The 26,898-nt window shown below is 32.1% G+C and carries 27 protein-coding genes; 2 read left to right on the forward strand and 25 right to left on the reverse strand.

All coding sequences use genetic code 11. From position 1 onward, the window contains the following. Position 1: 1 nt before the first annotated feature. From ACCQ40_RS05880 to ACCQ40_RS05895, 4 genes are all read right to left on the reverse strand, one after another. Complete coding sequence (locus ACCQ40_RS05880) at positions 2-568, reverse strand: histidine phosphatase family protein (RefSeq protein WP_394018316.1); 567 nt, start codon at positions 566-568, stop codon at positions 2-4. 22 nt (positions 569-590) lie between these two features. Continuing rightward, positions 591-4,013 carry an FtsX-like permease family protein gene (locus ACCQ40_RS05885; protein ID WP_410033005.1) on the reverse strand — a complete coding sequence of 1,141 codons (3,423 nt, stop codon included), beginning with the start codon at positions 4,011-4,013 and terminating at the stop codon, positions 591-593. A 4-nt stretch (positions 4,014-4,017) separates the two neighbouring features. Next, positions 4,018-4,719, reverse strand: coding sequence for an ABC transporter ATP-binding protein (locus ACCQ40_RS05890; RefSeq protein WP_394011439.1), 702 nt, complete (start codon positions 4,717-4,719; stop codon positions 4,018-4,020). Between the two features lie 125 nt (positions 4,720-4,844). Then, on the reverse strand, positions 4,845-5,381 hold the full coding sequence (locus ACCQ40_RS05895) for a thermonuclease family protein (protein ID WP_410033006.1): 537 nt from the start codon (positions 5,379-5,381) through the stop codon (positions 4,845-4,847). Between the two features lie 82 nt (positions 5,382-5,463). Here ACCQ40_RS05895 and ACCQ40_RS05900 point away from each other — a divergent pair, with 82 nt between their 5' ends. Further along, the gene (locus ACCQ40_RS05900) at positions 5,464-5,751 is read left to right on the forward strand and encodes a cupin domain-containing protein (RefSeq protein ID WP_394011437.1); all 288 of its coding nucleotides are present in this window, start codon (positions 5,464-5,466) and stop codon (positions 5,749-5,751) included. 40 nt (positions 5,752-5,791) lie between these two features. Here the strand turns inward: ACCQ40_RS05900 and ACCQ40_RS05905 are convergent, their stop codons facing one another. The 12 genes from ACCQ40_RS05905 to nth form a co-directional block, all read right to left on the reverse strand. Beyond that, on the reverse strand, positions 5,792-6,283 hold the full coding sequence (locus ACCQ40_RS05905) for a hypothetical protein (protein ID WP_410033007.1): 492 nt from the start codon (positions 6,281-6,283) through the stop codon (positions 5,792-5,794). Between the two features lie 91 nt (positions 6,284-6,374). Then, the gene (gene smpB, locus ACCQ40_RS05910) at positions 6,375-6,818 is read right to left on the reverse strand and encodes an SsrA-binding protein SmpB (RefSeq protein ID WP_410033008.1); all 444 of its coding nucleotides are present in this window, start codon (positions 6,816-6,818) and stop codon (positions 6,375-6,377) included. Then, the gene (rnr, locus tag ACCQ40_RS05915) at positions 6,781-8,922 is read right to left on the reverse strand and encodes a ribonuclease R (RefSeq protein WP_410033009.1); all 2,142 of its coding nucleotides are present in this window, start codon (positions 8,920-8,922) and stop codon (positions 6,781-6,783) included. Before rnr ends, smpB begins: the two co-directional genes overlap by 38 nt. Positions 8,923-8,980: 58 nt before the next feature. Beyond that, positions 8,981-9,208, reverse strand: coding sequence for a preprotein translocase subunit SecG (gene secG, locus ACCQ40_RS05920; protein WP_410024678.1), 228 nt, complete (start codon positions 9,206-9,208; stop codon positions 8,981-8,983). 147 nt (positions 9,209-9,355) lie between these two features. After that, positions 9,356-10,663: a phosphopyruvate hydratase gene (gene eno / locus ACCQ40_RS05925; protein WP_410033010.1), complete on the reverse strand. Its 1,308-nt coding sequence runs from the start codon at positions 10,661-10,663 to the stop codon at positions 9,356-9,358. A 32-nt stretch (positions 10,664-10,695) separates the two neighbouring features. After that, positions 10,696-11,448: a triose-phosphate isomerase gene (tpiA, locus tag ACCQ40_RS05930; RefSeq protein ID WP_410033011.1), complete on the reverse strand. Its 753-nt coding sequence runs from the start codon at positions 11,446-11,448 to the stop codon at positions 10,696-10,698. Positions 11,449-11,457: 9 nt separating this feature from the next. After that, a complete protein-coding gene (locus tag ACCQ40_RS05935) occupies positions 11,458-12,654 on the reverse strand; it encodes a phosphoglycerate kinase (protein ID WP_410033012.1) in 1,197 nt (398 codons plus the stop codon). 57 nt (positions 12,655-12,711) lie between these two features. After that, positions 12,712-13,716 (reverse strand): type I glyceraldehyde-3-phosphate dehydrogenase, encoded by a 1,005-nt coding sequence (gene gap / locus ACCQ40_RS05940; RefSeq protein WP_394011430.1) that lies wholly within the window; start codon positions 13,714-13,716, stop codon positions 12,712-12,714. Positions 13,717-13,788: 72 nt separating this feature from the next. After that, the gene (gene trxB, locus ACCQ40_RS05945; protein WP_394011429.1) at positions 13,789-14,718 is read right to left on the reverse strand and encodes a thioredoxin-disulfide reductase; all 930 of its coding nucleotides are present in this window, start codon (positions 14,716-14,718) and stop codon (positions 13,789-13,791) included. A gap of 10 nt (positions 14,719-14,728) precedes the next feature. Beyond that, on the reverse strand, positions 14,729-15,187 hold the full coding sequence (locus ACCQ40_RS05950) for a tRNA (cytidine(34)-2'-O)-methyltransferase (RefSeq protein ID WP_394011428.1): 459 nt from the start codon (positions 15,185-15,187) through the stop codon (positions 14,729-14,731). Further along, positions 15,180-16,031, reverse strand: coding sequence for a Cof-type HAD-IIB family hydrolase (locus ACCQ40_RS05955; RefSeq protein ID WP_394011427.1), 852 nt, complete (start codon positions 16,029-16,031; stop codon positions 15,180-15,182). Before ACCQ40_RS05955 ends, ACCQ40_RS05950 begins: the two co-directional genes overlap by 8 nt. Continuing rightward, the gene (nth, locus tag ACCQ40_RS05960; RefSeq protein ID WP_394012222.1) at positions 16,024-16,665 is read right to left on the reverse strand and encodes an endonuclease III; all 642 of its coding nucleotides are present in this window, start codon (positions 16,663-16,665) and stop codon (positions 16,024-16,026) included. Before nth ends, ACCQ40_RS05955 begins: the two co-directional genes overlap by 8 nt. A 101-nt stretch (positions 16,666-16,766) precedes the next feature. On the opposite strand from nth, the gene rodA reads away from it, so the two are divergent. After that, a complete protein-coding gene (rodA, locus tag ACCQ40_RS05965) occupies positions 16,767-17,954 on the forward strand; it encodes a rod shape-determining protein RodA (protein WP_394011426.1) in 1,188 nt (395 codons plus the stop codon). Here the strand turns inward: rodA and ACCQ40_RS05970 are convergent. The 9 genes from ACCQ40_RS05970 to ACCQ40_RS06010 are packed head-to-tail and all read right to left on the reverse strand — an operon-like array spanning position 17,951 to position 26,855. After that, a complete protein-coding gene (locus ACCQ40_RS05970; RefSeq protein ID WP_394011425.1) occupies positions 17,951-18,592 on the reverse strand; it encodes a V-type ATP synthase subunit D in 642 nt (213 codons plus the stop codon). The genes rodA and ACCQ40_RS05970 overlap by 4 nt on opposite strands. Positions 18,593-18,594: 2 nt before the next feature. Beyond that, entirely contained in the window at positions 18,595-19,959 is a 1,365-nt protein-coding gene (locus ACCQ40_RS05975) for a V-type ATP synthase subunit B (protein ID WP_394011424.1), read from the reverse strand. Further along, positions 19,959-21,710 (reverse strand): V-type ATP synthase subunit A, encoded by a 1,752-nt coding sequence (locus tag ACCQ40_RS05980; RefSeq protein WP_410033013.1) that lies wholly within the window; start codon positions 21,708-21,710, stop codon positions 19,959-19,961. Before ACCQ40_RS05980 ends, ACCQ40_RS05975 begins: the two co-directional genes overlap by 1 nt. Then, positions 21,694-22,299, reverse strand: a complete 606-nt coding sequence (locus tag ACCQ40_RS05985; RefSeq protein ID WP_410033014.1) for an ATPase — start codon at positions 22,297-22,299, stop codon at positions 21,694-21,696. Before ACCQ40_RS05985 ends, ACCQ40_RS05980 begins: the two co-directional genes overlap by 17 nt. 11 nt (positions 22,300-22,310) lie before the next feature. Continuing rightward, positions 22,311-22,550, reverse strand: coding sequence for a V-type ATP synthase subunit F (locus tag ACCQ40_RS05990; RefSeq protein WP_394011421.1), 240 nt, complete (start codon positions 22,548-22,550; stop codon positions 22,311-22,313). A gap of 1 nt (position 22,551) precedes the next feature. Then, on the reverse strand, positions 22,552-22,992 hold the full coding sequence (locus ACCQ40_RS05995) for an ATP synthase subunit C (protein ID WP_410033015.1): 441 nt from the start codon (positions 22,990-22,992) through the stop codon (positions 22,552-22,554). Between the two features lie 17 nt (positions 22,993-23,009). Then, entirely contained in the window at positions 23,010-24,977 is a 1,968-nt protein-coding gene (locus ACCQ40_RS06000) for a V-type ATP synthase subunit I (protein ID WP_410033016.1), read from the reverse strand. Positions 24,978-24,993: 16 nt separating this feature from the next. Beyond that, positions 24,994-25,872: a V-type ATP synthase subunit I domain-containing protein gene (locus tag ACCQ40_RS06005; RefSeq protein WP_410033017.1), complete on the reverse strand. Its 879-nt coding sequence runs from the start codon at positions 25,870-25,872 to the stop codon at positions 24,994-24,996. Positions 25,873-25,874: 2 nt separating this feature from the next. Continuing rightward, the gene (locus ACCQ40_RS06010; RefSeq protein WP_394011417.1) at positions 25,875-26,855 is read right to left on the reverse strand and encodes a V-type ATPase subunit; all 981 of its coding nucleotides are present in this window, start codon (positions 26,853-26,855) and stop codon (positions 25,875-25,877) included. Positions 26,856-26,898 lie beyond the last annotated feature (43 nt).

Genomic DNA, 26,898 nt, shown 5'->3' on the forward strand with positions numbered 1-26,898 from the left:
ATTAAATATTATTAACACACTTAATAATCTTTTTATTATCGTGAATTTCAAATATAGTTACTGAGCCATTTTCTATCCAAAAACTATCCCAGTCTGCCTTATCTTTTAAAATCCAAAATAAGGCGGCTTTTATAGCTAGACCGTGGCTTATGCAAAGGGCGTTTTCATCTTTTTCTACTAATTCATCCAAAAACTCGCTCATCCTTTTAATTAGGTCATTACGGCTTTCATTACCAGGATATTTTAAATTAAAGACATCTTCTTCATTGTCTAAGACACCATCATAGTGGTCTTGAATTTCTTCTAGTAATTGGCCACTATAATCACCAAAGTCTAGCTCATTTAATCTAGAATCAGTTATATAATCATGGTAGCCAAGCATGTCTGCAGTTTGTGTTGCATCCTTTAATTCTGATGAGTAAACCTTATCTATATTATATTTTTCTAGAGTTCTTCTGGTATTAACTAAAACGTTAAAACCACTTTTGTTTAATTTTGGGTCTTCTACTGATTCAGTTCTTGCTCTGTTTGATTGGGTAAAACCGTGTCTTACTAAGTATATTTTCATTTAAAAACTCCTTAAGATTTAATTATTCACCGCTACTCATAGCCTCAGCCATATCTATCTTTTTAAGATTTCTATGGACTATAAATAATAGGACTATGGATATAGCTATGGTTATTATTCCACTATATAAAAATGAATTTAAGTGGACTCTATAGGATAATAAAATATCTTTAGGGGCCACTACATATATTATATACCTAAACATAGCATATCCTAAACCAAAACCTAGAAATATTCCAAGGATGGTTAGGATAAATATTTCCCTAAATATATATGAGGTAACTTCTTTTGGATAAAATCCTAATACCTTTATAGTAGCAAGCTCTCTTTTTCTCTCACTTACGTTTATATTAATTAGGTTATATAAAACCACTAAGGCAAGTAAAACTGAAATAATTGTTATAATCCCTATTACAAGATTTAGGTTTGCTAAAAGAACATCCATAGACGCATAGATAACTGAGGCATTTATAATAGCCGTTACCGCCTTTTCATTTTCGATATTTTTTATCATTTGGCTAGCATCTCCTCTTAGGTAATTAGCGTTATAGGCTGGATCACTTTTAGTTACCTTTTTAAAACTATCTTTTGAAATATAGATATAATCTCCAGTATAGTTTTCAGAAATATCTGTAACAGGTAAGCTATAGTCCTTATTATTATAGGTAAAGTTAATCTTATCCCCAACTGATATACCTAAGACATCTGCTGCTTTTTCTGTAATAACTGCATCTTCCTTTGCTAAGTTTATAGGATTTCTTTTAAGGTCTCTGAGACTTACAAAGTTTTTTAAATCTTCACTAGATTTTGGTATTACTAGGCTAACATCGCGAGTTTTATCATTATTAGATATTTTTGCTTCATCATAGCTGATATTTAAAAAGTCATAATTTTTTATTTTTTCCTTATAACTTTTTAGCTCATCATCTGTGGCATTTTCATCAACCATGGCAATTACATCATAGTGGTTGATGTCATTTTGCTGCCAAGTAACAGTATCCTTTATGGAATCTATCATGGCAAAGCCAAAAAATGTAAGGGCTGTGCATCCTCCCACTCCAAATAGGGTCATAAACATCCTAGACTTATACCTAAATAAGTTTCTAGCAGTGATTTTTTGCATAAAGGAAAGATTTTTCCAAATTGGTTTTATACGTTCTAAAAGGATTTTTTTACCAACTTGTGGGGCCTTTGGTCTTAAAAGGGCTGCTGGAGTTTCTCTTACTGTTTGCTTTGATGAGAAATATACTGTAATAGCAATAAGTCCTACGGACAGAGCTACCGCAAATAAGATATAAGGTAGGGAATTTACATAATTTATTCCCAGGTTTCCAAAACCAGAAGAATAGGCCTTAATAATGATGCCACTTACAACAAATCTACCAACCAAGGCACCGATGATAGATCCAATTAGGGTTGGAATAATTCCATATAGATAAAATCTTTGGCTGATTTGCCTATTTGTATAACCAAGAGATTTTAAAGTACCATTTATAGTTCTCTGCTCTTCTATATATCTTTTCATAGTTGTAAGAGTAACAAGCATGGCTACAAGATAGAAAAATGTAGGAAAGACCTTGGTTAGTTCATCCATATTTAAACTATTTTGGTAGTAGGTATTTATCCCCTCATTGTCAAAGATAGTTTCTATATCATATTCTGGGTCTACCAGCTTTAGTAAAGCCTCCTTATTTTCCTTTATCTCATCCTCACCCTCGATTATTTCATCAAGGACATCTGGTTTTTCTTTATTAAATTTTTTTAGATTTTTTTGGTACTCTTCCTCGCCGTCTAAAAGTTTTTTATAGGCATCCTCCAAATCTTTTTTGCCAGTTACCTTTTGCTTTTCTAATTCAGCAAGTCCTTTATTATAATCATTCCAGCCAGCATCTATTTTTGCTTGGTTTTGATTTAACTCATTCTTACCAGCTTCTAATTTATTCCAACCGTCATTTTTTTGAGCTTGGAATTCATTTTTAGCTTGGTTAAAGCTAGTCCAGCCCTCGTTGAGATTTGCTTTTTTATTATTTATTTCATTTTGTCCTTGATCAATCTTTTCTTTTTCACTAGCAAATCTATTATCTAAGGCTTGCTTATTGTTATTATATTCTACTAGGCAACTTTCATAATCTGCCCAGCCTTCTGCAAGCTCTGCCTTCATAGCCGCTAAGTCTTGGTTAGTTATTTCATCTGCTTGGTCTTCTAATAATAAAATTTGCTTTTCTTTTTCTTCCAATTCATCTTTAGCCTGATCTAGCTTTATTTTGCTAGCGGATAAGTCCGCCTTAGGGCCTTTAAATTCTTCTTCAAGTTTTCTATAGCCTCTATTTAAATCAGCTTGGGCTTTATCTAATTCTTCTTCTCCCCTAGCAAGTTCTTTTTCTTTTGCATCAAGTTCTTTTTGCCCTTGGTCAATTTTATTATTGTAGGCATTTAGGTTGGTTTGGTAGTCACTCCAGCCCCTATCAATTTCTTCTTGGCCAGTTATTAGTTCATTTCTTGCATTAGCCAAATCATTTTGGGCCTTGGTGATTTTATCATTATAAGTTTTTTTACCGTCTTCATAGTCCTTGTAACCTTGGTCAAGGTCTGCTCTTGCTTTTTTTAATTCTTTACTAGCATCTGATAATTCTTCTTTGGCATCATCTATTTCTGCTTGAGCCTCATCTAGGTCATCACTAGCATCTTCCTTTATTTTTTTAAGGACTTCTTCGGGTCTGTTTGCTATTTTTTCTTCAATATTTTCCTTTTTTTCTGCTAGCAATTTTTTATAAGTAGGGCTTGTCTTATCAAGATCTTTGGTATCTTTATAGGTAATATTTGCCTCACCAAACTTATCTGTAGCAAAATTTTCATCAAGCACATAGGCATATCCATTTAATTCTTTTTTTGCAGTAAAGGATAGCTCTCTCATATCCTCCATAAAATAATCAGAAGTTCTAAAAAATCCCACCACTTCATAATCGAGGTTATCCATGACTTCTTCATCAAATTTTGGATTATCTACATAAGAAAAGCTAATCTCATCCCCGATTTTATATTTATCAGCTAATATTCTATCTAGGATAATTTCATTTTTCGCCTGAGGTACGCGACCTTTAGTAATAACAGATTTTGGTATATCCTTGTTATAGGCCTTTACTCTTATTAGGGTTTCCTTATCCAGTAGGTCAGCTGTTTTTATAAAATTTATTTTCTCTATGTCCTTATCTCTTTTTAGGATTTGTTCATCTTCGTAATCTAGGCCATAGGTTGACCTTACAATTATATCTGGGTGGCCATAAGTACTCATTGACTTATCTAAAGTTTTTCTCATACTTGGCCCTGTCATAGTTAGGGCTACTACTACAAGGGCTGCCAGTCCCACCATAGTTGCAATAGATATGACCTTGCCCTTGGTATTTTTTATGTCTTTTAAAATATTTTTTATATAAGTTTTATTCACAAAATCACCACTCAATATCTTCTACAGGGGTTGGATTTGTATTTTCATAATTTTCTATAACTCTACCATCGCGCAGCTCTATAACCTCATCTGCCATAGGTTTTATAAGGGAGTTGTGGGTTATGATTATTACAGTTGCTCCTAGATTTCTAGACGCATCTTGTAAGAGTTTTAAAATATTTTTCCCTGTTTCATAATCAAGGGCACCTGTGGGTTCATCACAAAGTAAGATTTTAGGATTTTTTGCAAGGGCTCTTGCTATAGCAACTCTTTGTTGCTCTCCACCAGATAACTGGGAAGGGAAGTTTTCTGCCCTATTTGTAAGACCAACATTGGCTAAAACTTCTGCCGAGTCAAGAGGATTGTCAGATATTTCAGAAGCTAGCTCCACATTTTCTAGGGCTGTTAAGTTTGGAATGAGGTTGTAGTGTTGGAAGACAAAACCAACATCATTTCTTCTGTAAGTAGTAAGTTCATTGTCAGTAAGTTTTGTAAGATCTTTGCCATCTATTAAAATTTCCCCACTACTAGCCTGCTCCATGCCTCCTAATATATTTAAAAGCGTAGTCTTACCAGCACCAGATGCACCAACTATTACTAAAAGTTTGCCCTTATCTAGGTCAAAACTTATATTATCATTGGCTACTATGGTAGAGGTGCCAGACTTATATTCTTTTGATAAATTATTTAACTTTATATATGTCATTTTTAACCTTTCTAAGCTTTGGTTTTATAATAATTATACCAAGTTCAATGCTTTATTCATTTAACTATAATATCATTGTATTTTATTTTTAGAAAAAAATATCCTGCATAAGCAGGATATTAATATTATTTCCATAAACCAGCTTTATTATTTTTAGCTTCTTGTTCTATAACACCGAGTATACTAGTATATTTTACATCTGGTTTATATTCTTTAGCCCTCGCATATCCATCTCTTACTAAAATTCCATTTACCATTTGATTTTCTATTTCTTCATAAGTGGGATGATTTGGTTTTTCTGGTGGATTTAGCCAAACATATCTTAACAATCTTCCATATTTATCAGTATCTGAAGTATCTTTTTCTAAGTAAACTATTTGATTTTTTAATAAATTTTTGCTAAATTCTGACGCTTCTTTGCCCCAAGGTTGAGATATATTTCTTTTTGGATTATATTCTGGGGTGTCTACACCTATAAATCTTACTTTTTGATTTTCATTTTTTATTTTAACTACTGCGGTATCTCCATCTACAACTCTTACTATCCTACTTGTTTCATAATCACTATTCGTATTATTAAAGAAATCTATATTATTTATTAATGCGATACCTAGTATTATAAAAATAGCTAGTATGTTAGAAATTTTTTTATTATTCTTCATTTTACTCTCCTTTTTTTGCGCATATATAGATTATAACTAAATAGACAGTAAAATGTAAGTAATAAATTTTTTAGGAGGGTTTATGAAATATTCTGTAAAAGATTTAGATGAAAAAGCACAAAATATATACCAAAATGATAAGCAAGTGGTTACTCACTTAAATATAAAAGCTGATCAAATAATACCTACCCATGATACTTCTATGTCTGTGGTAGTTGTAATTTATGAAGGGGAAGTTATATTTACTGAAGAAGACAAAGAATTTACTATAAGACCTGGTGATATTATCCAATTAGATCCAGGTCTAGCTCATAGTTTAAAAGCTACTAAGGATAGTAAGCTAATGGTAATAAAATCAGACTTAAAATAAAAAAACCAGGGGTCTATTCCCTGGTTTAAAAATTCTAAATTTATCTTCTAGACATGCAACCTACTTTTTTATCAGTATTGTTATTTTTAAAGTAGTTGCGGCACATATTATAAAGTTTTGCTTGATCTTTTAGACCAAATGTTTCTGGGTCTACATTATTTTCTAACATATAATTTCTGCAAGAATTATAGAGATTGTTCATATCATCATAGGTAAAGTTATCAGTTTTAAAGCCTAGCTTATTCATAACTTCTAGGCAAGCATTATACATATATGATTTTTCTTCTTGACTTAAATCATTATATTCGTTTGATTTAACATAGGCTACACCAGTTTGGGCTATAGCATTTATATCACTTTTATCTAAGGATGTTAAATCAAAGTTTTCAAAGTTATTTTCATTTTTTTCTAATGTATTTTCAGCTTGTACATCTATAATTTGTGGGTTTAAGTCTTGCTCAGTCTTTTGAGAATTAACTCCAAAACCTGTAAGTAAGGCACCTGATAAAATTATTGGTAATACTTTTCTCATATTGTCCTCCTTTAAGTTACTGGACTATTATACCATTTTTTTATTTTATTTTAAATTAAAATAAAAATCGACCATAGTTATGGTCGACTACTTAATAATTTTTTAGGGCCCTGTCTATCCTACGATCTGCTTCTTTTCTTTTAATAGTTTCACGCTTATCGTATTGTTTTTTACCTTTGGCTAGGGCTATTTGTATTTTTACTAGGCCATCTCTTTCATATACACTTAAAGGAACTATGGTATAACCATCCTGCGTTTTCTTACCTATTAGTGTATCTATTTCTTTTTTGTGTAATAAAAGTTTTCTTGTCCTAGTTGGGTCTATTGTTTGGTCATAGGCTTCTTTAAAAGGAGTCACATGCATGCCATAGATATACATCTCTCCATTTCTATCGCCTATAAAACTTTCTTTTATACTTACTTTTCCTTGTTTGATACTTTTTACTTCACTGCCTTTAAGTTCTATGCCTGCTTCATATTTTTTTTCTATGAAGTAATCATGAAAGGCTTTCTTGTTGCTGGCTAACTGTTTCATTTTCCTCCAATAAATCAAAGTCGATATTTCTTTGATAAATATCTACATTTAATACTCTAATTTTTACCTCATCACCTATCGCATATACTTTATGATTATCTGTATTTATTGCTTTTAAGCTTTCTTCTTGGTATTCAAATCTATCTGGTGAGAACTTATACATAAATAAACCCTCAACAGTGTTATCAAGTTCAATGAACATTCCAAAATCAGTTACAGATGATATTGTACCAGTAAATTCATCACCTATAAACCTACGCGTGTATTTACATTTCATTAAATCTTCTACATCACGTTCTGTATCCTCTGACCTTCTTTCTGTCATAGATAAGTGTTCACTAGATTTATCTAGGCTATTTTCAAGGCTAGTTTGATTTAATTTATTTAATCTATTTTCTATATAAGATTTTAAAAGTCTATGGACAATTAAGTCTGGATACCTACGAATAGGACTTGTAAAGTGGGTGTAAAACTCTGTAGAAAGCCCAAAGTGGATATCACGTTTTTTACTATATTTTGCTTTTTGCATGGTACGAAGCATCAGTAAATTAATTACATTTGCTTCGCTTTCACCTTCAACTTCTTCAAGGATTCTTTGAAAATCTTTTGAGTGCAGCTCATTGCCTCGGATATTATAACCCATTGCATTTAGGGCTTGTTTAAATCCATCTAGTTTTTCTTTCGATGGTTTTTCGTGAATCCTATATATAAAAGGAAAGTCCATGTAGCCAAATAATGTTGCTACTGTTTCGTTGGCTGCTAGCATAAATTCTTCTATCATTTTATTTCCTGATCCACGTTCGTGAATAGAAATATTTAATACTTTACCATCATCTGTTACATCTATCTGACTTTCCGTAAAATCAAAGTCGATAGCTCCCCTATCTTCTCTTTTGGCTCTTAAAATTTTATGAAGTTCATTAAATAGGCTAAGTTTTTCTTTTAATAAGTCATCTTCATAGACTGAATTATCATTATCATCTATAAATTTATTTACATCATCATAGACTAATCTATGGTCAGAATTTATAACTGATTTATAAAAGTCATTGGCAATTACTTTTCCTTTTTTATCGATAGTCATCTTTAAGGATACCGCAAGCCTATCTACATTTGGATTTAGCGAGCAGATACCATTTGATAGCTCTTTTGGTAGCATGGGAATGACTACATTATATAAATAAGTTGAATTCCCCCTATCATAGGCATCATGGTCTATAGCTGTTCCTCTTTTTACATAATGAGAAACATCTGCTATATGGACATACAAATCGTAATTGTCCCCATTTTTATCAATTGATATAGCATCATCAAAGTCCTTTGAATCTCTACCATCGATTGTAACTGTAAATAAATCTCTAAAGTCAGTACGTCCTTCTAATTCATCTTCTTTTACTTCCTTATTTATATATAAGACTTCTTTTTTAGTTTCTTTAGAAAATAAATAAGGGATGCCGTGTTGGGCAGCTAGAGAGTATATATCTACATTCTTATCATTTTTATGACCGATTATATCAATTATTCTTCCTTCAGGCTTACCTTTTTTAGGAAAATTTATTATCTCTGCTACTACCTTATCCTTATTTTTAGCTTTTTTAGCAAGTTTTTTATCTATATAGATATCTTGGCCAATGGACTTATTATCAGGGACTACAAAACCAAAGCCCTTAGATTCTTGAAAGGTTCCTACTACTTTGGTATTGCCACGTTTAATGATTTCAATAACTTTTCCCTCAGCATTTTTGCCTTTTTCAGCTGGTTTTATAATTTCTATTTTTACCTTGTCCCCATCAAAGGCCTTGTTTAGATTTTCTTTTGATATATAGACATCTTTAAAGTCCTTATTATCAGAAATAAAAAATCCATAACCTGCTTGGGCAAGAGAAATTTCTCCTATTAAGGATTTTTCCTCTTCAGTAAGTGGCATTATTCTTTTTTTGTGGGAGATGCGAAGTTTATTTTCTTTTTCTAGTTCTTTTAAAGCTTCATAAACTGCATTTCTAGTGTATTTGTCAACTTGTAAGTAATTTTCAAGTTCTTTAATTGTCATTACTTCATAGTTTTCGTCATTAACTATGTTTAAAATTAGTTCTTTTAGATTCATATCTTATCCTTTTCTATAAAAAAAGAGGCTAGATAGCTTAAAGTCTATCTGTAGCCCCTTACATAACTGCTAGCATTATGATACTTCCTAAGAAAAGTAATACTCCTCCAGCAATTACAACTTTATCTAACATTTCATTTTTAGTTCTATGAGCACTTCTACCAAATACGTTTGTTTCTTGGCCAGTTAGTGTTCCTAGTCCGTCAGTTTTTGGATCTTGCATAGTAACACCAACTACAATAATTAGTGATGCAAGCATTAATATAACTGCAAAGAAATTTTCCATCTAGACACCTCCGTTTTCATCATTCTATATGATACCACAGTAAGCATCTTTTGGCAATTTAGTTTATAGATTAAGCTAGTAATATGATACCCAAATAATATTTAATTAAAAAATAGGGGAAATATTTCCCCTACTTTTTATAATTAATTAGTCGTTAAATCTATCTTTTAGGTTGTAAAATGCTTTTAATCCTTTAAATTCTGCATTTTCCCAAAGTTCATCTTCAATTCTTAATAGTTGATTATATTTTGCAACTCTGTCTGTTCTTGATGGAGCACCTGTTTTGATTTGTCCAGCATTTACTGCTACTACTAAGTCAGCGATAGTAACATCTTCTGTTTCACCGGATCTGTGAGAAACTACTGCTGAATATCCAGCTTCTTTTGCCATTTCTATTGCATTTAGTGTTTCTGTTAGAGAACCGATTTGGTTAACTTTTACAAGGATGGAGTTACCAACATTTTCTTTGATACCTTTTTCAAGTTTTTCTGTGTTTGTAACAAATAGGTCATCACCTACGATTTGAACCCTATCACCAAGTCTTTCGGTAAGTTTTGCCCATCCTTCCCAGTCGTTTTCATCTAGTCCATCTTCGATTGAGATAATTGGGTATTTATCTACAAGGTTTTCTAGCCAGTCTATCATTTCTTCTTCGCTATAAACTGTGCCTTCGCCTTCTAGGTGGTATTTGCCATCTTCTTTGTTGTAGAATTCACTTGCTGCTGCATCCATTGCTATATAAACATCTTTACCTGGCTCATATCCTGCTTTTTTAATAGCTTCTACGATAATTTCTAGGGCTTCTTCATTTGATTTTAGGTTTGGTGCAAATCCACCTTCATCACCTACTGCTGTGTTGTAGCCTTTTTCTTTTAGTACATTTTTTAGGTTGTGGAATACTTCTGTACCTATTTGTAGTGCGTGAGCAAAGCTATCTGCACCTAATGGGAATATCATAAATTCTTGGATATCTACTGAGTTATCAGCATGTTCCCCACCATTTAAGATATTCATCATTGGTGTTGGTAAAAGTTTTGCGTTTGGTCCACCAAGGTATGCATATAATGGAAGTCCTAGCTCATCTGCTGCTGCTTTCGCTACTGCTAGAGATACACCAAGGATAGCATTTGCACCTAGGTTTCCTTTATTTTCTGTACCATCTAGTTCAATCATTCTTGTATCAATACCAACTTGGTCTGTTACATCATAAACTAGAACTAATTCATCAGCAATTTTTTCATTTACATTTTCAACTGCTTTTAGAACTGATTTTCCTAGGTAGTAGTCTTTGTCTCCATCACGAAGCTCTACTGCTTCCCATTCACCTGTTGATGCACCGCTTGGTACTGATGCACGGCCGTAACCACCTAATTCTGTTTCTACTTCAACTTCTACTGTTGGATTCCCTCTTGAGTCAAGGATTTGTCTTGCGTATACACTTGTAATTAAGCTCATTATTAATTCTCCTTTATTTTAATATTAACTAACTATTTTCTATGGTTTACTAAGGCTTCAAAATCATCTGCTTTAAGGCTAGCTCCACCTACTAAAGCTCCGTCAATATTTTCTTTTGCCATTAGTTCTTTTACATTTGCTGGTTTTACAGATCCACCGTATTGGATACGAACTGCATCTGCAGCTTCTTTTGAGTATAAATCAGCTATTAGATTTCTAATGTATCCACACATGGCATCAGCATCTTCTGCACTAGCAGTCTTGCCTGTTCCTATTGCCCAGATTGGTTCGTAAGCTATGATTACTTCTTTAATATCATCTTCACTTACATCTTTTAGGTCAGCTTCTAATTGAGATTTTACTTTTTCTTCTTGCTTATTAGCTTCTCTTTCTTCTAAAGATTCACCACAGCAAAGGATAGGAACTAAATCATGGTCAAGGGCTGATAAAACTTTTTTATTTATTAATTCATCATCTTCCCCAAAGATGTCACGACGTTCAGAGTGACCCAATATAACGTATTTTGCTCCAATATCTTTAAGCATAGTTGGAGAGATTTCTCCAGTAAATGCTCCTGATTCTTCAAAATACATATTTTGTCCACCAAATCCAATATCAGTGCCTTCTAAAAGATTTGATGCTACTGTAAGGTCTATAGCTGGTGTACAAACTCCTGCCTCTACTTCAGAATCTAAGTTTTTTTCTTTTAATTCAGTAAGTAAATTTTTTGCTTCGCTTACTGTCATATTCATTTTCCAGTTTCCAACTATTACTGGTTTACGCATTTTTTCTCCTTATTTATCTTCTATTGCAGATATACCTGGTAAGTCTTTGCCTTCTAAAAATTCTAGGCTTGCACCACCACCGGTTGATACGTGAGTTATTTTATCTTTTAAATCTGCCATTTCTATTGCAAGTGCTGAGTCACCACCACCAACAATTGTTGTTGCATCAGCTTCTGCTAGTGCATTGGCTACTTTATTAGTTCCGTTTGAAAATTCTTTAATTTCAAATACTCCCATTGGCCCATTCCAAACAACTGTTTTTGCAGCTTTGATTTTTTCAGCATATTTTTCTGCTGTCTTTGGTCCAATATCTAGGGCTTCTTTATCAACTGGTATACTATCAATATCTACTATTTCAGTCTCAACACCTGGAGCAATATCATCAGCTATTACTACATCTTCTGGTAGTAATATTTCAACTCCATTTTCTTTTGCTCTATCAAGTAATTCTAATGCGAGGTCCATTTTATCTTCTTCAAGTAAAGATTTACCTATTTCTTTACCTTGAGCTTTTAAGAATGTATAAGCCATTCCTCCACCGATAAGAATTGTATCTACTTTTGTAATTAAGTTTTCAATTACGCCGATTTTATCAGATACTTTTGCTCCACCTAAAATTGATACAAAAGGATGTTCTGGATTTTCTAAAGCCTTACCCATTACATCTATCTCTTTTTCAATTAAAAATCCAACTGCGGAAGGTAAAATACTTGCAACACCTACATTTGATGCATGAGCTCTGTGGCTTGTACCAAAGGCATCATTTATATATAAGTCAGCAAGAGATGCGAGTTCTTTTGCAAATTCTTCATCATTTTTAGTTTCACCTGCTACATATCTAGTATTTTCTAATAGTGCTAACTCACCTTCATTAAGCTCACTAACTTTTTCTTTAATTTCATCATTTACCACCTCATCAGCTGGTAAAAATTCGAATTTATCGCCATATTTATCAGCTAACCAGTTAGCAACTGGTTTTAAAGAAAATTCTGGGTTTGATTCACCTTTTGGTCTACCTAAATGGCTTATAAGAATAACTTTTGCTCCATTTTCTAGTAAATAATCTATGGTAGGTAGGGCTGCCTTTATTCTTGAGTCATCTGCAATCCTACTTCTATCTTCTTTTGATAAAGGAACGTTAAAGTCAACTCTAACTAAAACTTTTTTTCCTTTAACATCTAAGTCTTTTAACGTTTGTTTATTCATAATCCACTCCAATAATAAAAAGGGCAAGAGATAAATATCCCTGCCCTTTTCTATCTCTTAAAGTTTAGCTAAATAGTCTAATGTTCTAACTAAGTTAGATACGTATCCTGCTTCGTTATCGTACCAAGCAACTGTTTTAACTAATTGGCTGTCTCCATTTTCTACAACTTTTGTAAGTTGTGAATCAAATACTGATCCTGCAGGGTAACCAATGATGTCACTTGAAACAATATCTTCTGTTTCGTAAGCAAATGCATCAGATGAGTATTTTTTCATTGCTTCATTTACTTCTTCTTCAGTTACTTTTTTCTCAAGTACTGAGTAAAGTTCTGTAATAGAACCTGTAATAACTGGTACTCTTAAAGCTGTACCATCAATTTTACCTTCTACTTCTGGAAGTACTTTACCTACTGCTTTTGCAGCTCCTGTTGAAGCTGGAATTGTATTTTGAGCAGCTGCACGTCCACCTCTAAGGTCTTTTTTAGAAGCTGGTGTATCTTGGATAGCTTGTGTTGCTGTATATGCGTGGATTGTAGACATTTGTCCTGTTACAAATCCAAATTCTTTTACAAGTACGTTTACCATTGGTGCTAAGCAGTTTGTTGTACAGCTTGCTGCTGATACTACTGTTTCAGAACCATCAAGTATTTCATGGTTTACACCATAAACGATAGTTTTCATATCACCTTTACCTGGTGCTGAAATTAAAACTTTTTTAGCTCCTGCTTTTAAGTGAGCTTCTGCTTTTTCTTTTTCTGTAAAGAATCCTGTACATTCTAGTACAACATCTACATCAAGGTCTCCCCATGGTAGGTCTTCTGGATTTCTTTCTGCAAAGATTTTGATTTCTTGGCCATTTACTTTAAAGCCATCTTCTGTTTGCTCAAAATCTCCAGTAAATCTTCCTTGTGCTGTATCATATTTGAAAGCATAAGCAAGACCATCTTTATCAATAAGGTCATTAATTGCTACTACTTGGATATCATCTTCAACTTCAGAAATTCTTCTAAGTGTAAGACGACCGATTCTACCGAATCCATTGATTGCAACTCTAGTTGTCATTATTTCCTCCTATATTCTTCCTAAAAGTTTTTACAACAATATTTTACTGAGTAATAGTATATTGTCAAGAGTTTACCAGACTTGTCCTTCTAAATATCTATTTGCTACTACTGCCGCTATACAGCCATCTCCTGCTGCTGTTACCATTTGTCTAACAGATTTTTCACGGTTGTCGCCTACGGCAAAAACTCCTTCGATATTTGTTTTCATATCGTCATCAGTAACTATATACCCATAATTCATGTCAATCTTATCTTTGAATATATCTGTTTGTGGGATATATCCTACAAATATAAATACCCCAATTGGACTATTGTCATCACTTTTTAGCTCTTTTATTTCACCAGTTTTTACATTTTCTACTATAAGAGAGGTAGTTTCTTTATCTCCTTTTATTTCATTTACAACGGAGTCTAGTTCGAATTTTATCTTTTCATTGGCCTTAGCCTTATCTACAACTATTTGGCTTGCTCTAAATTCATCACGTCTGTGAATAATAGTTACAGATCTACCAAATTTTGTAAGATAAATTGCTTCTTCTACAGCACTATCTCCACCACCTACAACATAGATATCTAGACCGTTATAAAATGGTCCATCACAGGTTGCACAGTAGGATACGCCCATATTTGCAAATTCACTTTCACCTGGTACTTCAAGTTTTCTGTGCGCAGCACCAGTTGATATAATTATTACCTTTGCTTCGATTGTTTTACCATCATCAGTATGAACTTTTTTAACTTCACCTTCTAGCTCAACGCTGGTTACATTTGTGGTTAAAAATTCACAGTATTCTTTGGCTTGCTCATACATCCTATCTGATAAACCCATACCTGTTGCATCTTCCATAGAACCTGGATAGTTATCTACAAAGGCTGTTGTAGCAATTTGTCCTCCTGGTATATTTTTTTCAATTATAAGTGTTTTTAGTTTTGATCTTCCTGCATAAAGTCCTGCGGTAAGTCCTGCTGGACCTGCTCCTAAAATAATAATATCGTACATTTATTCTCTCCTAAAAATTAAAATTATTTTGCCTTAAGGCTTCATATAAAACTATATTTACTGAATTGGCTAGGTTTAGTGACCTATCAATTTTTTTAGTCATAGGTATAGTTATAATTTTTTCTTTAAATTTTTCTAAAATATCAGGGTCAATTCCCTCTTTTTCCCTGCCAAATATTAAAAAGTCATCATCTTTAAAATCAATGTCAGAGTATTTGGTTTCTGTGCCTGTCTCTACTAGATAAAAGTTTTTATCTGCTATATATGCTAAAAATTCATCCATACTATCATGGATAGTTAAATTTACCTTATCCCAATAATCAATTCCAGATTTTTTTAAGGCCTTATCAGAAAAATCAAATTTAAAAGGTCTTACTAAATGTAAGTTAGATTCTGTTAAGACACATGTCCTACCAATATTTCCAACATTTCCTGGATATTCTGGGGCTATTAATACTATATTAAACACTTGAATTTTCCTTATTGTATTTTAAAATAATATCAGCTGCTTGCTTGATGCCAGTAGAATTATTATCAGCTACTACATGATTTGCAACTTCTTTTATTTTTTCATTACCATTACCCATAGCAAAGCCTAAGTGAGCATTTTCTACCATAGGTAAGTCGTTGTAAGAATCACCAATAGCTGCAATTTCATCTGATTTTATACCAAGATGGTCAGCTAAAATTTTTATACCTTCCCATTTATTTACATGAGGCTCCATTATTTCTATGGCGCCCGGGCCTGAAGATGTAACATAAAGTTTATCGGCAAAGGCTTCTTTTATAATCTCTACAGCCTTTTCTTCCCCATAGGGATGACTATTTAAACAACCTATCAGAATTTTATAGGCAGGTTTGCCCTTTTCTTTTAAGTATTTGTAGGGATCTTCTGTAATGGAAATATTGCATTGATAATTTAGACCATAATCATTATCTAGTTTTAGATGTTTAAGCCTATCTTCATCAAGCCTATTTGAATAGAAAGTGTCTTCATCATAAAAGTGGAAAATAAATTTATGATCTTCACAAAATTCTATTAATTCTTTAATGTGTACATCTTCTAAAGGATATTCAGATAGAGATTCCTTACTATCTAGTTTTATTAAGGCTCCATTGTTAGCGACCATTGGATTATCTATCCCAAGAATTTTACTATTGATTATTAAAGAAGACATTACTCTACCACTTGTTAAAACTGTTTTCACCCCAGCTTTATTTAAGTTTTTTATTGCTTCATTAGTAGATGGACTTATCTTATCTTCACTATTTAAAAGAGTTCCATCCATATCAATTGCAAAAAGTTTAATCATTCTCTCTCCTGTAATACAAACATAACTTATTCAAATCACATTCTTCACAATGTGGGCCACGGGCTTTACAAAGTGCTCTGCCGTGGGTTATAAGCCTTTTGTGAGTAATATTCCACTCATCTTCTGGCACATTTTTTGTAAGCTGGGCTTCTGTTTGGCTAACATTTTTTGCATCTGCAAGGCCTAGCCTATTTGATACACGAAATACATGGGTATCAACTGCAAAAGCTGGAATATCAAAGGCGTTTGCCAAAACTACATTTGCTGTTTTATTTCCAACTCCTGGCAATTTTATAAGCTCAGATTTTACTTTTGGTACATTACCGTTATAATCTTCTAATAAAATTTTACTTGTAGCCTTTATATTTTTTGCTTTATTTTTATATATTCCTATAGATTTTATCCAATTTTCTAGCTCTTTTATATCCATATCAGCAAAGTCTTTTGGTGTGTTAGCAACTTTAAAAAGTTTACTAGTGACTGCATTTACTCTTACATCAGTACTTTGAGCTGATAGCATAGTAGCTATAAGAGCTTCAAAGGGTGTTTGAAAATGCAATAAATCTTTGCTGGGATCTTCATACATGCTAGCTAAAATATTTAAAACCTCTTTTATTTCATTTTTACTTAAAATATTATCACCTAACCTCTGCTATTACTATACTATTTTTTCTGTTTTTATTTATCATATTTATTTAAAATGGTATAATCTAGTATTAGATATGGAGTGATTGAATGTTTAATATTAAAAAGAAAAATTTGAAAGAATTGGACCTAATCTTATTGATTTCAACAATATTGATTAGTATCTACGGCTTAGTGATTCTATACTCAGCCTATGGTGGAGATTTTGGTGAGGTTAAGACACAAATTATATCTACTTTATTAGGTTTTGTACTTATAGCTATACTTTGTACTATGGATCTTGATGTCTTAAAAAAGTTTTATAAGTGGATATATGGATTTGGAATTGGTCTTTTAGTACTTACTCTTATTTTTGGGCGAGGCCTTGATGAATGGGGTGCCAAATCTTGGGTTTACATAGGTTCTTTTTCCTTTCAACCATCTGAGTTTGTAAAAGTAGGACTTATATTTTCTTTTGCAGCTTACCTAGATAAGTATAAATATCAGATAAATGAGCCAAAAAAATTAATAGGAGCCTTAGTTTTTGTAGGAGTTCCAGTTTTACTTATACTTTTACAACCAGACTTTGGTACTTCCATGGTTTATTTATTTTTTATAGCTGCCATGCTCTTTGTTGCAGGTCTATCTTGGAAATGGATAGCTCTTTTTGCAGTTGGAGGAATAACAGTAGGATTCTTAGTTTTAACAAACCTTTCTGGTTATAGAGCTGATAGGATAGAAAACTTCTTAAATCCTGCAAGAGATACTTCTGGTTCTAACTGGCAACAACAACAAGGGTTAATTGCAATTGGATCTGGTATGCTAAATGGTCGTGGATATCTAAATGGTACCCAATCTCAATATGGTTATGTACCAGAAAAAGAAACAGACTTTATATTTTCAGTTTTAGCTGAGGAATTAGGATTTATTGGGGCAATATTTTTAATAATACTTTTTTCAATAATAATCTTAAGACTTGTTAGAATATCAAAAAAATCAAATAATACCTTTATATCTCTTATGGTAACAGGTATTGCTGCTATGCTTTTTATCCATATATTTGAAAATATTGGTATGACTATTGGGCTTATGCCAGTAACAGGTATTCCCCTACCATTTTTATCAGCTGGAGGTACTTTCCAATTAATATGTTTAGTAATGGTTGGACTTGCCTTATCAGCATCTATGCAAAAATCTTATAAGGATGACGATGTTATTGATTATGAAACAATAAAAGTGATTGATCCAAACAAACTTCGTTCTTCTAAAAAAAGAGAAATTAAAAACACCGCAAATTAATTGTCGGTGTTTTTTTCTTCTCTAACTTTTTTATCTTTAACCATCTTAGTTTTTGAGAATTCTTCTCTTTCTTTTTCTTCAATTAAAGATGATATAATTTTGATTCTTTCTTCAGTTTTTGGTATTTGTACTTTTTCTAGAGAATTTACTTTTTTACTAGTCTTTTTTATTTGCCTATCAAGGTTATTAATTGTAGTATCAAGCTCAGCTAATTTATAAATTTTATCTTTAAGCTCATTAAATGATAGCACTGCTACATCAAAAGATTCATTTGTTTCATAAAAAGAATAAGATAGATTTAGCTTGGCTGGTTTAAAGTCTATGTCATAAACCTTGGTTTGCATAAACTCATCTTCTTTTAAGCTTATACTATTATCTACAGGAACTATCCTTGAAATATCATCAAGTTTTGACTCACCCATAGTTACCATAGCATGCTTAAAGTTTTGACTAACCTTTGCTATTGTATCATTTACTTCATTATTTAACTCATCTCTTTGTTTTATTTTGCCATCATGAGCCTGAATTAGTGCTTTTCTTGATTTATCTAAAATATCTAAACCACCTCTTAAAAGTTTAAGGTGGTCTTTGGCTGCAATTAAATTTGCCTTGGTAGGAGCAGTTGATTTAATTTCCATCTTTAATTACCTATGAATTTATCAAGATTTTCTGGGCTTACCCTGTGAAGTTCTGTTCTAGGTAGGATATTTAATATTTCCCAACCTAAATCCAAGCTTTCATCAAGTTCCCTATTTTCAGTAGGGTCTTGGGATAAAAATCTTTGCTCAAAGGCTTCACCAAATTCTAGGTATTTTTTATCAATATCTGATAGATCATCTTCCCCGACGATTTGAGCAATATTTCTTACTTCTCCTACGTGAGAATATGATTCATAAATTTGGTTCATCAAATCTTCATGATCAGCTCTAGTATATCCTTCACCAATACCATCTTTCATAAGACGAGAAAGTGATGGAAGTACATTTATTGGTGGATAGATTCCCTTGTTAAATAATCCCCTATCAATTACAATTTGTCCTTCTGTAATATAACCAGTTAAGTCAGGAACTGGGTGAGTTATATCATCATTTGGCATTGTTAAAATAGGAATAAGTGTTACAGATCCATTTGTTCCACGAATCATACCAGCTCTTTCATATAATGTAGCTAGGTCAGAATATAAGTATCCTGGATAACCCTTACGAGAAGGAACTTCTTGCCTAATAGATGAAACTTCACGTAAGGCTTCTGAATATGAAGTCATATCAGTAATTATAACTAAAACGTGGTAGCCTTTTTCATATGCTAGATATTCTGCAGCTGTTAGAGCACATTTTGGAGCTATAAGTCTTTCCATAATTGGGCTATCGGCAAGGTTTTGATACATTACTACCTTATCACGTACACCTGCTTTGTTAAAAGCATCCTCAAAAAACATGGCTTCATCTTTTTTAATACCCATTGCTGCAAATACAAAGGCAAAGTCTTCATCTGTTTTAAGTTTTGCTTGTCTAACAATTTGAGCAGCTATTTGGTTATGAGTTAGACCGTAGCCTGAGAATATTGGAAGTTTTTGACCACGGATAAGGGTTGTAAGAGTATCGATAGCAGAAATTCCTGTTTGAATAAAGTCTCTTGGATATTCACGAGCAACTGGGTTTAGTGGTTCCCCTTCTACTGGATAAGTTTTTTCTGCATATATTTCTCCACCATTGTCAATTGGTCGAGCAAGTCCGTCAAAGGTACGTCCTAAGATTTTTTCATTTAAAGGAATGGCAAGTGGTTTTTCTTCAAAAGAAATTACTATATCGTCTAATGAAAAGTCTTGGGTATTTCCAAAAACTTCTATAGAGATTGTATCATCATCAATTTTTACAACTTGGCCAACAAAATCCATACCTAGGGCGTGGACAGAAACTACGGCATTATAAGTTACATCTGCTACATTTTCTATTTCAATGATGGAGGATTCTATTCTTTTTACTTTTGTATATTCTTTACGCATTAATATTCTCCTCCCTTTAGTCCTAAGAAATGTGATTCTAACTTGCTATTTAAAACTGTAAATTTATCTAGTTCATCATTTTTTATGTTATATTTCATTTGAGTTATATCATTTATAAGCTCTGGATCATATAACTTGTTATATGGCACACCGTTTTTGATAGCTTCAGCTGACCTGTAATAATAATTTCTTATAGTATTTAACATTTTAATTTGTTTTTCAAGTGGTACATACTTGTCAGTATCATTGTAAGCATTTTGTTGTAAAAATCCTACTCTGATTAGTTCTGAAACATCTAAGATGTTTCTTTGCTCATCTGATAGGGCATCCTTACCTACTAGCATTAAAATAGATTGGATTTCATCTTCTTGAAGCAATACATTCATTAGTTCATTACGAACTGCTATGATATCTTCACCAGTTTTTTCTTGGTAGAAAGGTCTCATTGTATCAACATAATTTGAATATGAAGTCAACCAGTTGATAGCTGGATAGTGACGTGAATAAGCTAATTTTCTATCTAGTCCTAAAAATACATTTACTGCTCTTCTGGTATTTTCTGTAACTGGTTCTGAGAAGTCCCCACCAGATGGTGATACAGCACCTATCAAGGTAACTGAGCCTTCAGAGCCATTTAAGTTTGTAAAATATCCTGATCTTTCGTAAAATTGTGAAAGTCTTGATCCAAGATATGCTGGATATCCTTCTTCTGCTGGGATTTCTTCCAAACGACCTGAAATTTCACGTAGTGCTTCTGCCCATCTAGATGTGGAGTCAGCCATTAAAGCTACATGATAACCCATATCTCTAAAGTATTCTGCAATTGTAATACCTGTATAAATTGATGCTTCACGGGCAGCTACTGGCATGTTTGATGTATTTGCAATAAGGATTGTTCTTTCCATCAAACCATATCCTGTATTTGGGTCAATAAGTTCTGGGAATTCTTCTAGTACTTGAGTCATCTCGTTACCACGTTCACCACAACCGATGTAGATAATAATATCAGCATCTGCATATTGAGCAAATTGGTGTTGAAGCATGGTTTTTCCAGTACCAAATCCACCAGGAATAGCTACTGTACCACCCTTTGCTACTGGGAAAAATACATCAAGGACTCTTTGACCAGTACTTAATAAAAGTTCGAGGGGTCTTACTTTTTTTACTGGACGTGGATTTCTAACTGGCCAGTATTGGTAAAGTTTTAACTCTTCTTCCCCATCTTTTGTTGCTACTTTTACTATTGTATCTTCTAGTTTATAAGTTCCTGAAGGTTTTACTTCTGTAACTTCTCCAGCTACTGAACTCATTAGTCTATGTTCAATAGTTATTGTTTCCATAATAGTTGCATAGATATCACCTACATTTAAAGTATCACCAATAGTAACTTTTATATCTACATCCCAGTCTTTTTCTTCATCAAGGTTTTCAAAACCTATACCAGATGGAATAAAGGCCCCATTTTCATCCATGATTTTTTCTAGAGGTCTTTCTATACCATCAAACATATTTTTAAGTAGGCCAGGTCCAAGTCTTACTGACAGTGGTCTACCTGTTGCTATTATTTCTTCATTTGCAGCAAGACCTGAAGTATCTTCATAAACCTGAATGGTTGCAAAATCTCCTTCTACTGAGATAACTTCACCAATAAGTTTAAGATTTCCAACAGAAACCATCTCACGAATTTTAAGTGAGCTGGCATTTTTTGCTACAACTACTGGTCCATTTATTGTTTTAATTGTTGGATTCATTAAAACTCTCACTTTCAAACAGATTGTATAATGTTTTTCCTATATCGTATTGTTTTTCCTCAATTTTTTTTAGGTAGGTTTGATTGTATTGGAAAGATCCATCCTTTGCTTTTAAGATAAATCCACCAATATATTTATCATCCAAAGTACCTACATTATTAAAGTTTACTAAGTTTTTATCACTTTCTTTTACTAAAACTTCAAATTTATCGGTATCTTCACCTAGTTCATTTAAAGCTTTGTTTATTTGCTCTGGTAAAACTTTTTTATATTCATCTGTTTTTGTATAATCTAATAGCTTAGCCTTTACTTCTCCTACTAAATCATTTAATAAGAGTTCCTTATGAGCATAAAAATTTGTTTTTTGTTCTTCTTCCAGTTTAGAAACACGTTCATTACCACGTATAGTTGCAAAACTTTTACGGTTATCTAAAGTTTTTTCTAGCTCTTTTTCAAGACTTGCTTTTTTATCTTCAATTTGTTCACTATTTACATTTGTAGAATTGTATAATTCATTTTCACTTATTGCTTTTTCTTCATCCCAAACCATTGTTCTAAAGGTTCTTAGTTTTTGGTTTATATCAAGCATATTACCTCCTATTAACCATCAATGACTACAATTAAAGGAGCATTTTCACTTTCCCTGTGAGCCTTAACTTCTTCTTCAATCCATGTATTTATAGTTGTAGTTAAAATTAAAACTGCAAGGTCATCTTCTCTTAAAGAAGCCTTAAAAGTATTTTCTGCCTCATCAGGGTTAGTGACTAAGTTCCCTTCAATAGACCCAAGTCTAAACATTACAATAAGACTTGGGTCATTAGTTAGTATTTTTGCCTTCATTTTATGCGTATAAGATTAGGATTGAGATGATAACACCAAAGATAGCAATACCTTCAGCTAGACCTACGAAGATGATTGTACGTCCTAGGATTGATTGGTCTTCTGAGATTGCTCCAAGTGCTGCAGATCCTACTGTACCTACTGCATAACCTGTACCAATTGTTGCAAGACCTGTTGATAAAGCAGCACCAATATATTTTAACCCTTCAGCACTTGTTGCTGATGTAGCTGCTGCAGCTTCTGTTGCAGCTGCTTTTGCGTTTGCTGGTAAAAGTAATACAACTATCATTGCCATAAGTGGCACGAAAGTAAATAAGTTTATTTTAAGTGCTTTTTTAATTTTATCTTTTGATGGGTCATCATTTGTTTTTAATAAGTAAATTCCTGAATAAATTGTAATAACTACTACTGCTAATGCTAATAATCCGATGTTTTTTATCATATTTTTTCCCTTTCTGACTAATTATTTGATTCTTTACTACTAAGTGGTCTAAATAGGCGACCATTACCTTCATAATACTTGCTAAACATTTCATAAAATTCTAGTCTTAAACCTTGGATAAATACAATCATTCCTTCAAGGCCGATAATTAAAACATTACCTAAGATAAGAATTATAAAACCAATTATGCCTCCGCCCGCAAGCTTAGCCATTACTTCAAAGGCCATATATAAACCAACGTGGTTTATAGCAAAGGCTCCTACCCTTGTAAATGATACTAGGTTTGAAAAAACTGAAAGAAGTGCTTCTATAATAGAAAATGAACTTTCTACATAGTAATCGCCTTTGCCTTGATCGTAAAGACGCTTGTTCCCTTCAATTTTTCTTGCTATAGGTTGCTTAAATACCATCATTACTATGGATGCTACTAGTAAAATAACACCAACTGGCATTGGGATTGGACTTATTTTTACTATATTTAGGACAATTACGATAAATGATAACATCATCATAAGTCCTGCAAGTCCTTCTTTACCAAAGATACCTTCTTCTATATTATGTTGTTTTGAAACCTTATTATAAATACCAATGATATAAGATATAACCATAAGACCAACACCAAAGGCAACTGATGCTATTAAAACAGTCATTATATTATCAAATGGTTTTATAAGTAGAGCCGGTATTATATCTTCTCGGCCAAAAAATGATCCATACATTAGTCCAAAGAATGAAGCTGACAGACCTATTCTTTTTATAAGGCCACCAAAAACTTTATTTTTCTTAGATAGCCAAATACCTATAGCTATGAATACCAGACCTTGTCCCAAATCACCAAACATTAGACCATAAAGGAGTAAGTAAGTGATTGCAAAAAATGGAGTTGGGTCAATCTCATCATAGTTTGGAGCCCCATACATATTTACTAAAAATTCAAATGGTCTAAATACTTTATTATTTTTTAATCTTGTTGGTGGCTCTTGATCTACTGATTCATCATCTTTTGTCGTAAGAATTGTATTTTCATATTTATTTTCTAGACTTTTAAATTTATTAACTTCTGATTCTGGTACCCAGCCTGATAAGTAAAAATACTCATCCCCTTGGGCCATATTACTTTTAAGCTCTTCAGATTTTTTAGCATGATCTAAAGAATAAGATAAATTATTTATTACATCTCCATATTGAGTATTGATAGCCTCAATTTCTCGGTTAATGCTTAAAAGATCGTCATTAGCTTTTGTATATTCTCTTTCAATATTTGAAATATTCACATTAGCAGGAATCTCATTATCTACAAATCCCATTGTGTTTATAGAACGAGATACATCCTTTTTAACCTTTTCTGGATAAACAAGTAAATAACTTTCTTCGATATTTTTAGGAGAATCATTATCTTTTTTAGGCTTTTTCTTTTTCTCTACTTTAGATTCTGTGGCTACTAATCTTGTGTCATCATATTTTTCTTCAAGATTTTCCATCTTTTTCATATCATTTTCTTTTACTAAAGCTGAGAAATAAAAATATTTATCCCCTAAGGCAAGACTGTTTTCATAGTCAATAGCCTTTTCTCTATAAGAAAGATTATAAGAGAGAGAATCAATAACATCTTTATAAGAATCTTTTAAATCATTTATTTCATCATCTAAATTTAAAAGTTCTTTTTTGCTTTCTTCTATTTGATTTTCAATATCTGTTAAATTAAAAGTTTTTGGAATAGAACTATCTACAAAACCTAAGGTATTTATTGTCCTTGATAGGTCCTTATTAACTTTTTTTGGATAAATCATCAAGTATTGATGTTTATCAAATAAATCGCTATTATCAAATTCTGGATTTTGATTATTATTTTGCTTTTGAGTTTTAGTTAGATTTTCATCTTCTAAAACTTCTGCATTCAAGTAATTATTATTTTCTGAGTTAATAAGTAGATAATCAGATCCATTTGATAATCTAACACCATTAAATTTTTGATTATCTGCCATTAATATCTTCCTTTGTCTAACTTTCAGTATCAACTAAAAAGTCGACTACTTTATTAACAACTTCATCTTTATATTTGCTATAAACTTTATCCATATTATTAATTCTTGATTGATAATCTGCATTAATATTGTTAGAACGTTCTTGAGCATTTTGCATAATATCATTATAAATTCTATTAGATTCTGTTGTAGTTTTTTCACTATATTCTTGGTCGAGTTTTAGTGAAACATTTCTAGTATTTTCTCTTTCATTTTCAAGAACTTCGTCTGTTTTTTCTCTTAGATTAGCAGTTGCTTCGTCTATAGCATATATTTCGTTAAGGGCATTTAAGCTAGCACGATCAACATTATCATCCAAGTGGATAATTAAAGATGGAATATTGTCATAATTGTTTTTAAGAATAAAACGTCCATCTTCTGTTACTACTCCATACCTATAATCAAAATATTTAAGATTTTGAATTTTTTCTATATCTATATCATATCTTTTTAACTTATCTATATTTTTCTTATAGGTTTCAAGTTGCTTAGTTTTTTCTTCTAATTCTGCTTTTTTGTCTAAAAGAGTCTTTAGCCTCTGATATAGCTCTTCAACTCTTTTTTGATCAACAATTTCGCCAGTTGTTGGATTATCTGCAATATTTAGAGAATCTTTTAATTCTTGTAATTTTGCTATATATCCATTATCATCTCTACTAAAACCTGATAATTTATTGATATCCTCTGTTATTCCAACATTTTCAGCACTAGCTGTAATGTTAAAAGTCCTGTTAGTTATTTGGTTAAAGGCATCAAGTGGTTCTATATCACCAATTTTGATTACATCTTCCAAAAAACCATCCAAGTTTTTCTTATCGGATATCATATTAACCAGGTACATTTTTTCTACTGCCATTACTACCTCACTATTAGATATTCCATTGCTTCATCAACTGTAAAACTTTCATCTACTTCCAAAAGCGCATCTATATTTTCTCCACTGATAAACATTATATTCATAGCAGAAATCACATAAAGAATGTCACAATCTTGTTTGGTTATTTCACCATAATAAAGTTTGAGTTCCCTATTGCGAACTTGTCTATGAGTATGAGCATAGTCATCAAATATATTTTTATATTTACTATTACTCATTCTTTTTATAAAGTCTTCCAGTGGTAAAAGGGATAATTCTTTTAGCCTTGAGCCATTAAAAGTATTCCCACCTTCAATTAAATAATTAAAAATATCGCTCTCATTTAGATCGTAATAAGACTTTAATCGGTAAAGCATTTCAAAATTTAATAGGTTAATTTCTTCACCTATAAATTTTTCAATTTGCTTACGTTCTTTTCTATTAAATTTTTTGGCAAGTTTTAATAAACTACGATAATAAAATTTGATTAAAGCATTTGAAGATAAAAATATTAGGGAACTTGCTTCCATGTTTTCATTTAAATATGGAAGCAAGGTTCTATAATATCTGCTAGACTTATTAGCATTTATGAAAGATTCTAGGTCCATATCCTCATTTAAGATAAAATTCTTTGATAGAGGATTTGCTTTAAATCTAACAAGATTTCTTTTATAGTTGTGATTTATAAGTGCTTCTATAATTTCTTGTAAAAATAGTATTTCATATTTTGAAAAATATAGGTTATAAAAGTCACTTTCTAAACCATGTAAAAAGTAATCAATGCTTTTAAGTTCATCGAGCATCCATTTGAAATTATCTGCTTCTAAGGCTTTTTTGTCTTTCCTATTATCTATTCTAGGATAAGCTTTTGAAAGAATATCAATTTTTTTGTCAATGTCACTTTCATTAGCCAAGGCAACATATAGGTCCTTATCTGGGATTTTTCCCATTTTTGCTTTGGCTTTTACTAATACATCTCTCATTTATCGCCTCTTTTCTCTTAACAGAAAAATGATATCACTTATA

The organism is Anaerococcus cruorum (genome assembly GCF_046365495.1).
GTDB lineage: Bacteria > Bacillota > Clostridia > Tissierellales > Peptoniphilaceae > Anaerococcus > Anaerococcus cruorum.

Excerpts from the sequence above, each read along its gene's own strand:
- ACCQ40_RS05880 (WP_394018316.1), bottom strand. The coding sequence starts at position 568 with ATGAAAATATACTTAGTAAGACACGGTTTTACCCAATCAAACAGAGCA.
- ACCQ40_RS05890 (WP_394011439.1), bottom strand. The coding sequence starts at position 4,719 with ATGACATATATAAAGTTAAATAATTTATCAAAAGAATATAAGTCTGGC.
- ACCQ40_RS05895 (WP_410033006.1), bottom strand. The coding sequence starts at position 5,381 with ATGAAGAATAATAAAAAAATTTCTAACATACTAGCTATTTTTATAATA.
- ACCQ40_RS05900 (WP_394011437.1), top strand. The coding sequence starts at position 5,464 with ATGAAATATTCTGTAAAAGATTTAGATGAAAAAGCACAAAATATATAC.
- ACCQ40_RS05905 (WP_410033007.1), bottom strand. The coding sequence starts at position 6,283 with ATGAGAAAAGTATTACCAATAATTTTATCAGGTGCCTTACTTACAGGT.
- smpB (WP_410033008.1), bottom strand. The coding sequence starts at position 6,818 with ATGAAACAGTTAGCCAGCAACAAGAAAGCCTTTCATGATTACTTCATA.
- rnr (WP_410033009.1), bottom strand. The coding sequence starts at position 8,922 with ATGAATCTAAAAGAACTAATTTTAAACATAGTTAATGACGAAAACTAT.
- secG (WP_410024678.1), bottom strand. The coding sequence starts at position 9,208 with ATGGAAAATTTCTTTGCAGTTATATTAATGCTTGCATCACTAATTATT.
- eno (WP_410033010.1), bottom strand. The coding sequence starts at position 10,663 with ATGAGCTTAATTACAAGTGTATACGCAAGACAAATCCTTGACTCAAGA.
- tpiA (WP_410033011.1), bottom strand. The coding sequence starts at position 11,448 with ATGCGTAAACCAGTAATAGTTGGAAACTGGAAAATGAATATGACAGTA.
- ACCQ40_RS05935 (WP_410033012.1), bottom strand. The coding sequence starts at position 12,654 with ATGAATAAACAAACGTTAAAAGACTTAGATGTTAAAGGAAAAAAAGTT.
- gap (WP_394011430.1), bottom strand. The coding sequence starts at position 13,716 with ATGACAACTAGAGTTGCAATCAATGGATTCGGTAGAATCGGTCGTCTT.
- trxB (WP_394011429.1), bottom strand. The coding sequence starts at position 14,718 with ATGTACGATATTATTATTTTAGGAGCAGGTCCAGCAGGACTTACCGCA.
- ACCQ40_RS05955 (WP_394011427.1), bottom strand. The coding sequence starts at position 16,031 with ATGATTAAACTTTTTGCAATTGATATGGATGGAACTCTTTTAAATAGT.
- rodA (WP_394011426.1), top strand. The coding sequence starts at position 16,767 with ATGTTTAATATTAAAAAGAAAAATTTGAAAGAATTGGACCTAATCTTA.
- ACCQ40_RS05970 (WP_394011425.1), bottom strand. The coding sequence starts at position 18,592 with ATGGAAATTAAATCAACTGCTCCTACCAAGGCAAATTTAATTGCAGCC.
- ACCQ40_RS05975 (WP_394011424.1), bottom strand. The coding sequence starts at position 19,959 with ATGCGTAAAGAATATACAAAAGTAAAAAGAATAGAATCCTCCATCATT.
- ACCQ40_RS05980 (WP_410033013.1), bottom strand. The coding sequence starts at position 21,710 with ATGAATCCAACAATTAAAACAATAAATGGACCAGTAGTTGTAGCAAAA.
- ACCQ40_RS05985 (WP_410033014.1), bottom strand. The coding sequence starts at position 22,299 with ATGCTTGATATAAACCAAAAACTAAGAACCTTTAGAACAATGGTTTGG.
- ACCQ40_RS05990 (WP_394011421.1), bottom strand. The coding sequence starts at position 22,550 with ATGAAGGCAAAAATACTAACTAATGACCCAAGTCTTATTGTAATGTTT.
- ACCQ40_RS05995 (WP_410033015.1), bottom strand. The coding sequence starts at position 22,992 with ATGATAAAAAACATCGGATTATTAGCATTAGCAGTAGTAGTTATTACA.
- ACCQ40_RS06000 (WP_410033016.1), bottom strand. The coding sequence starts at position 24,977 with ATGGCAGATAATCAAAAATTTAATGGTGTTAGATTATCAAATGGATCT.
- ACCQ40_RS06005 (WP_410033017.1), bottom strand. The coding sequence starts at position 25,872 with ATGGCAGTAGAAAAAATGTACCTGGTTAATATGATATCCGATAAGAAA.
- ACCQ40_RS06010 (WP_394011417.1), bottom strand. The coding sequence starts at position 26,855 with ATGAGAGATGTATTAGTAAAAGCCAAAGCAAAAATGGGAAAAATCCCA.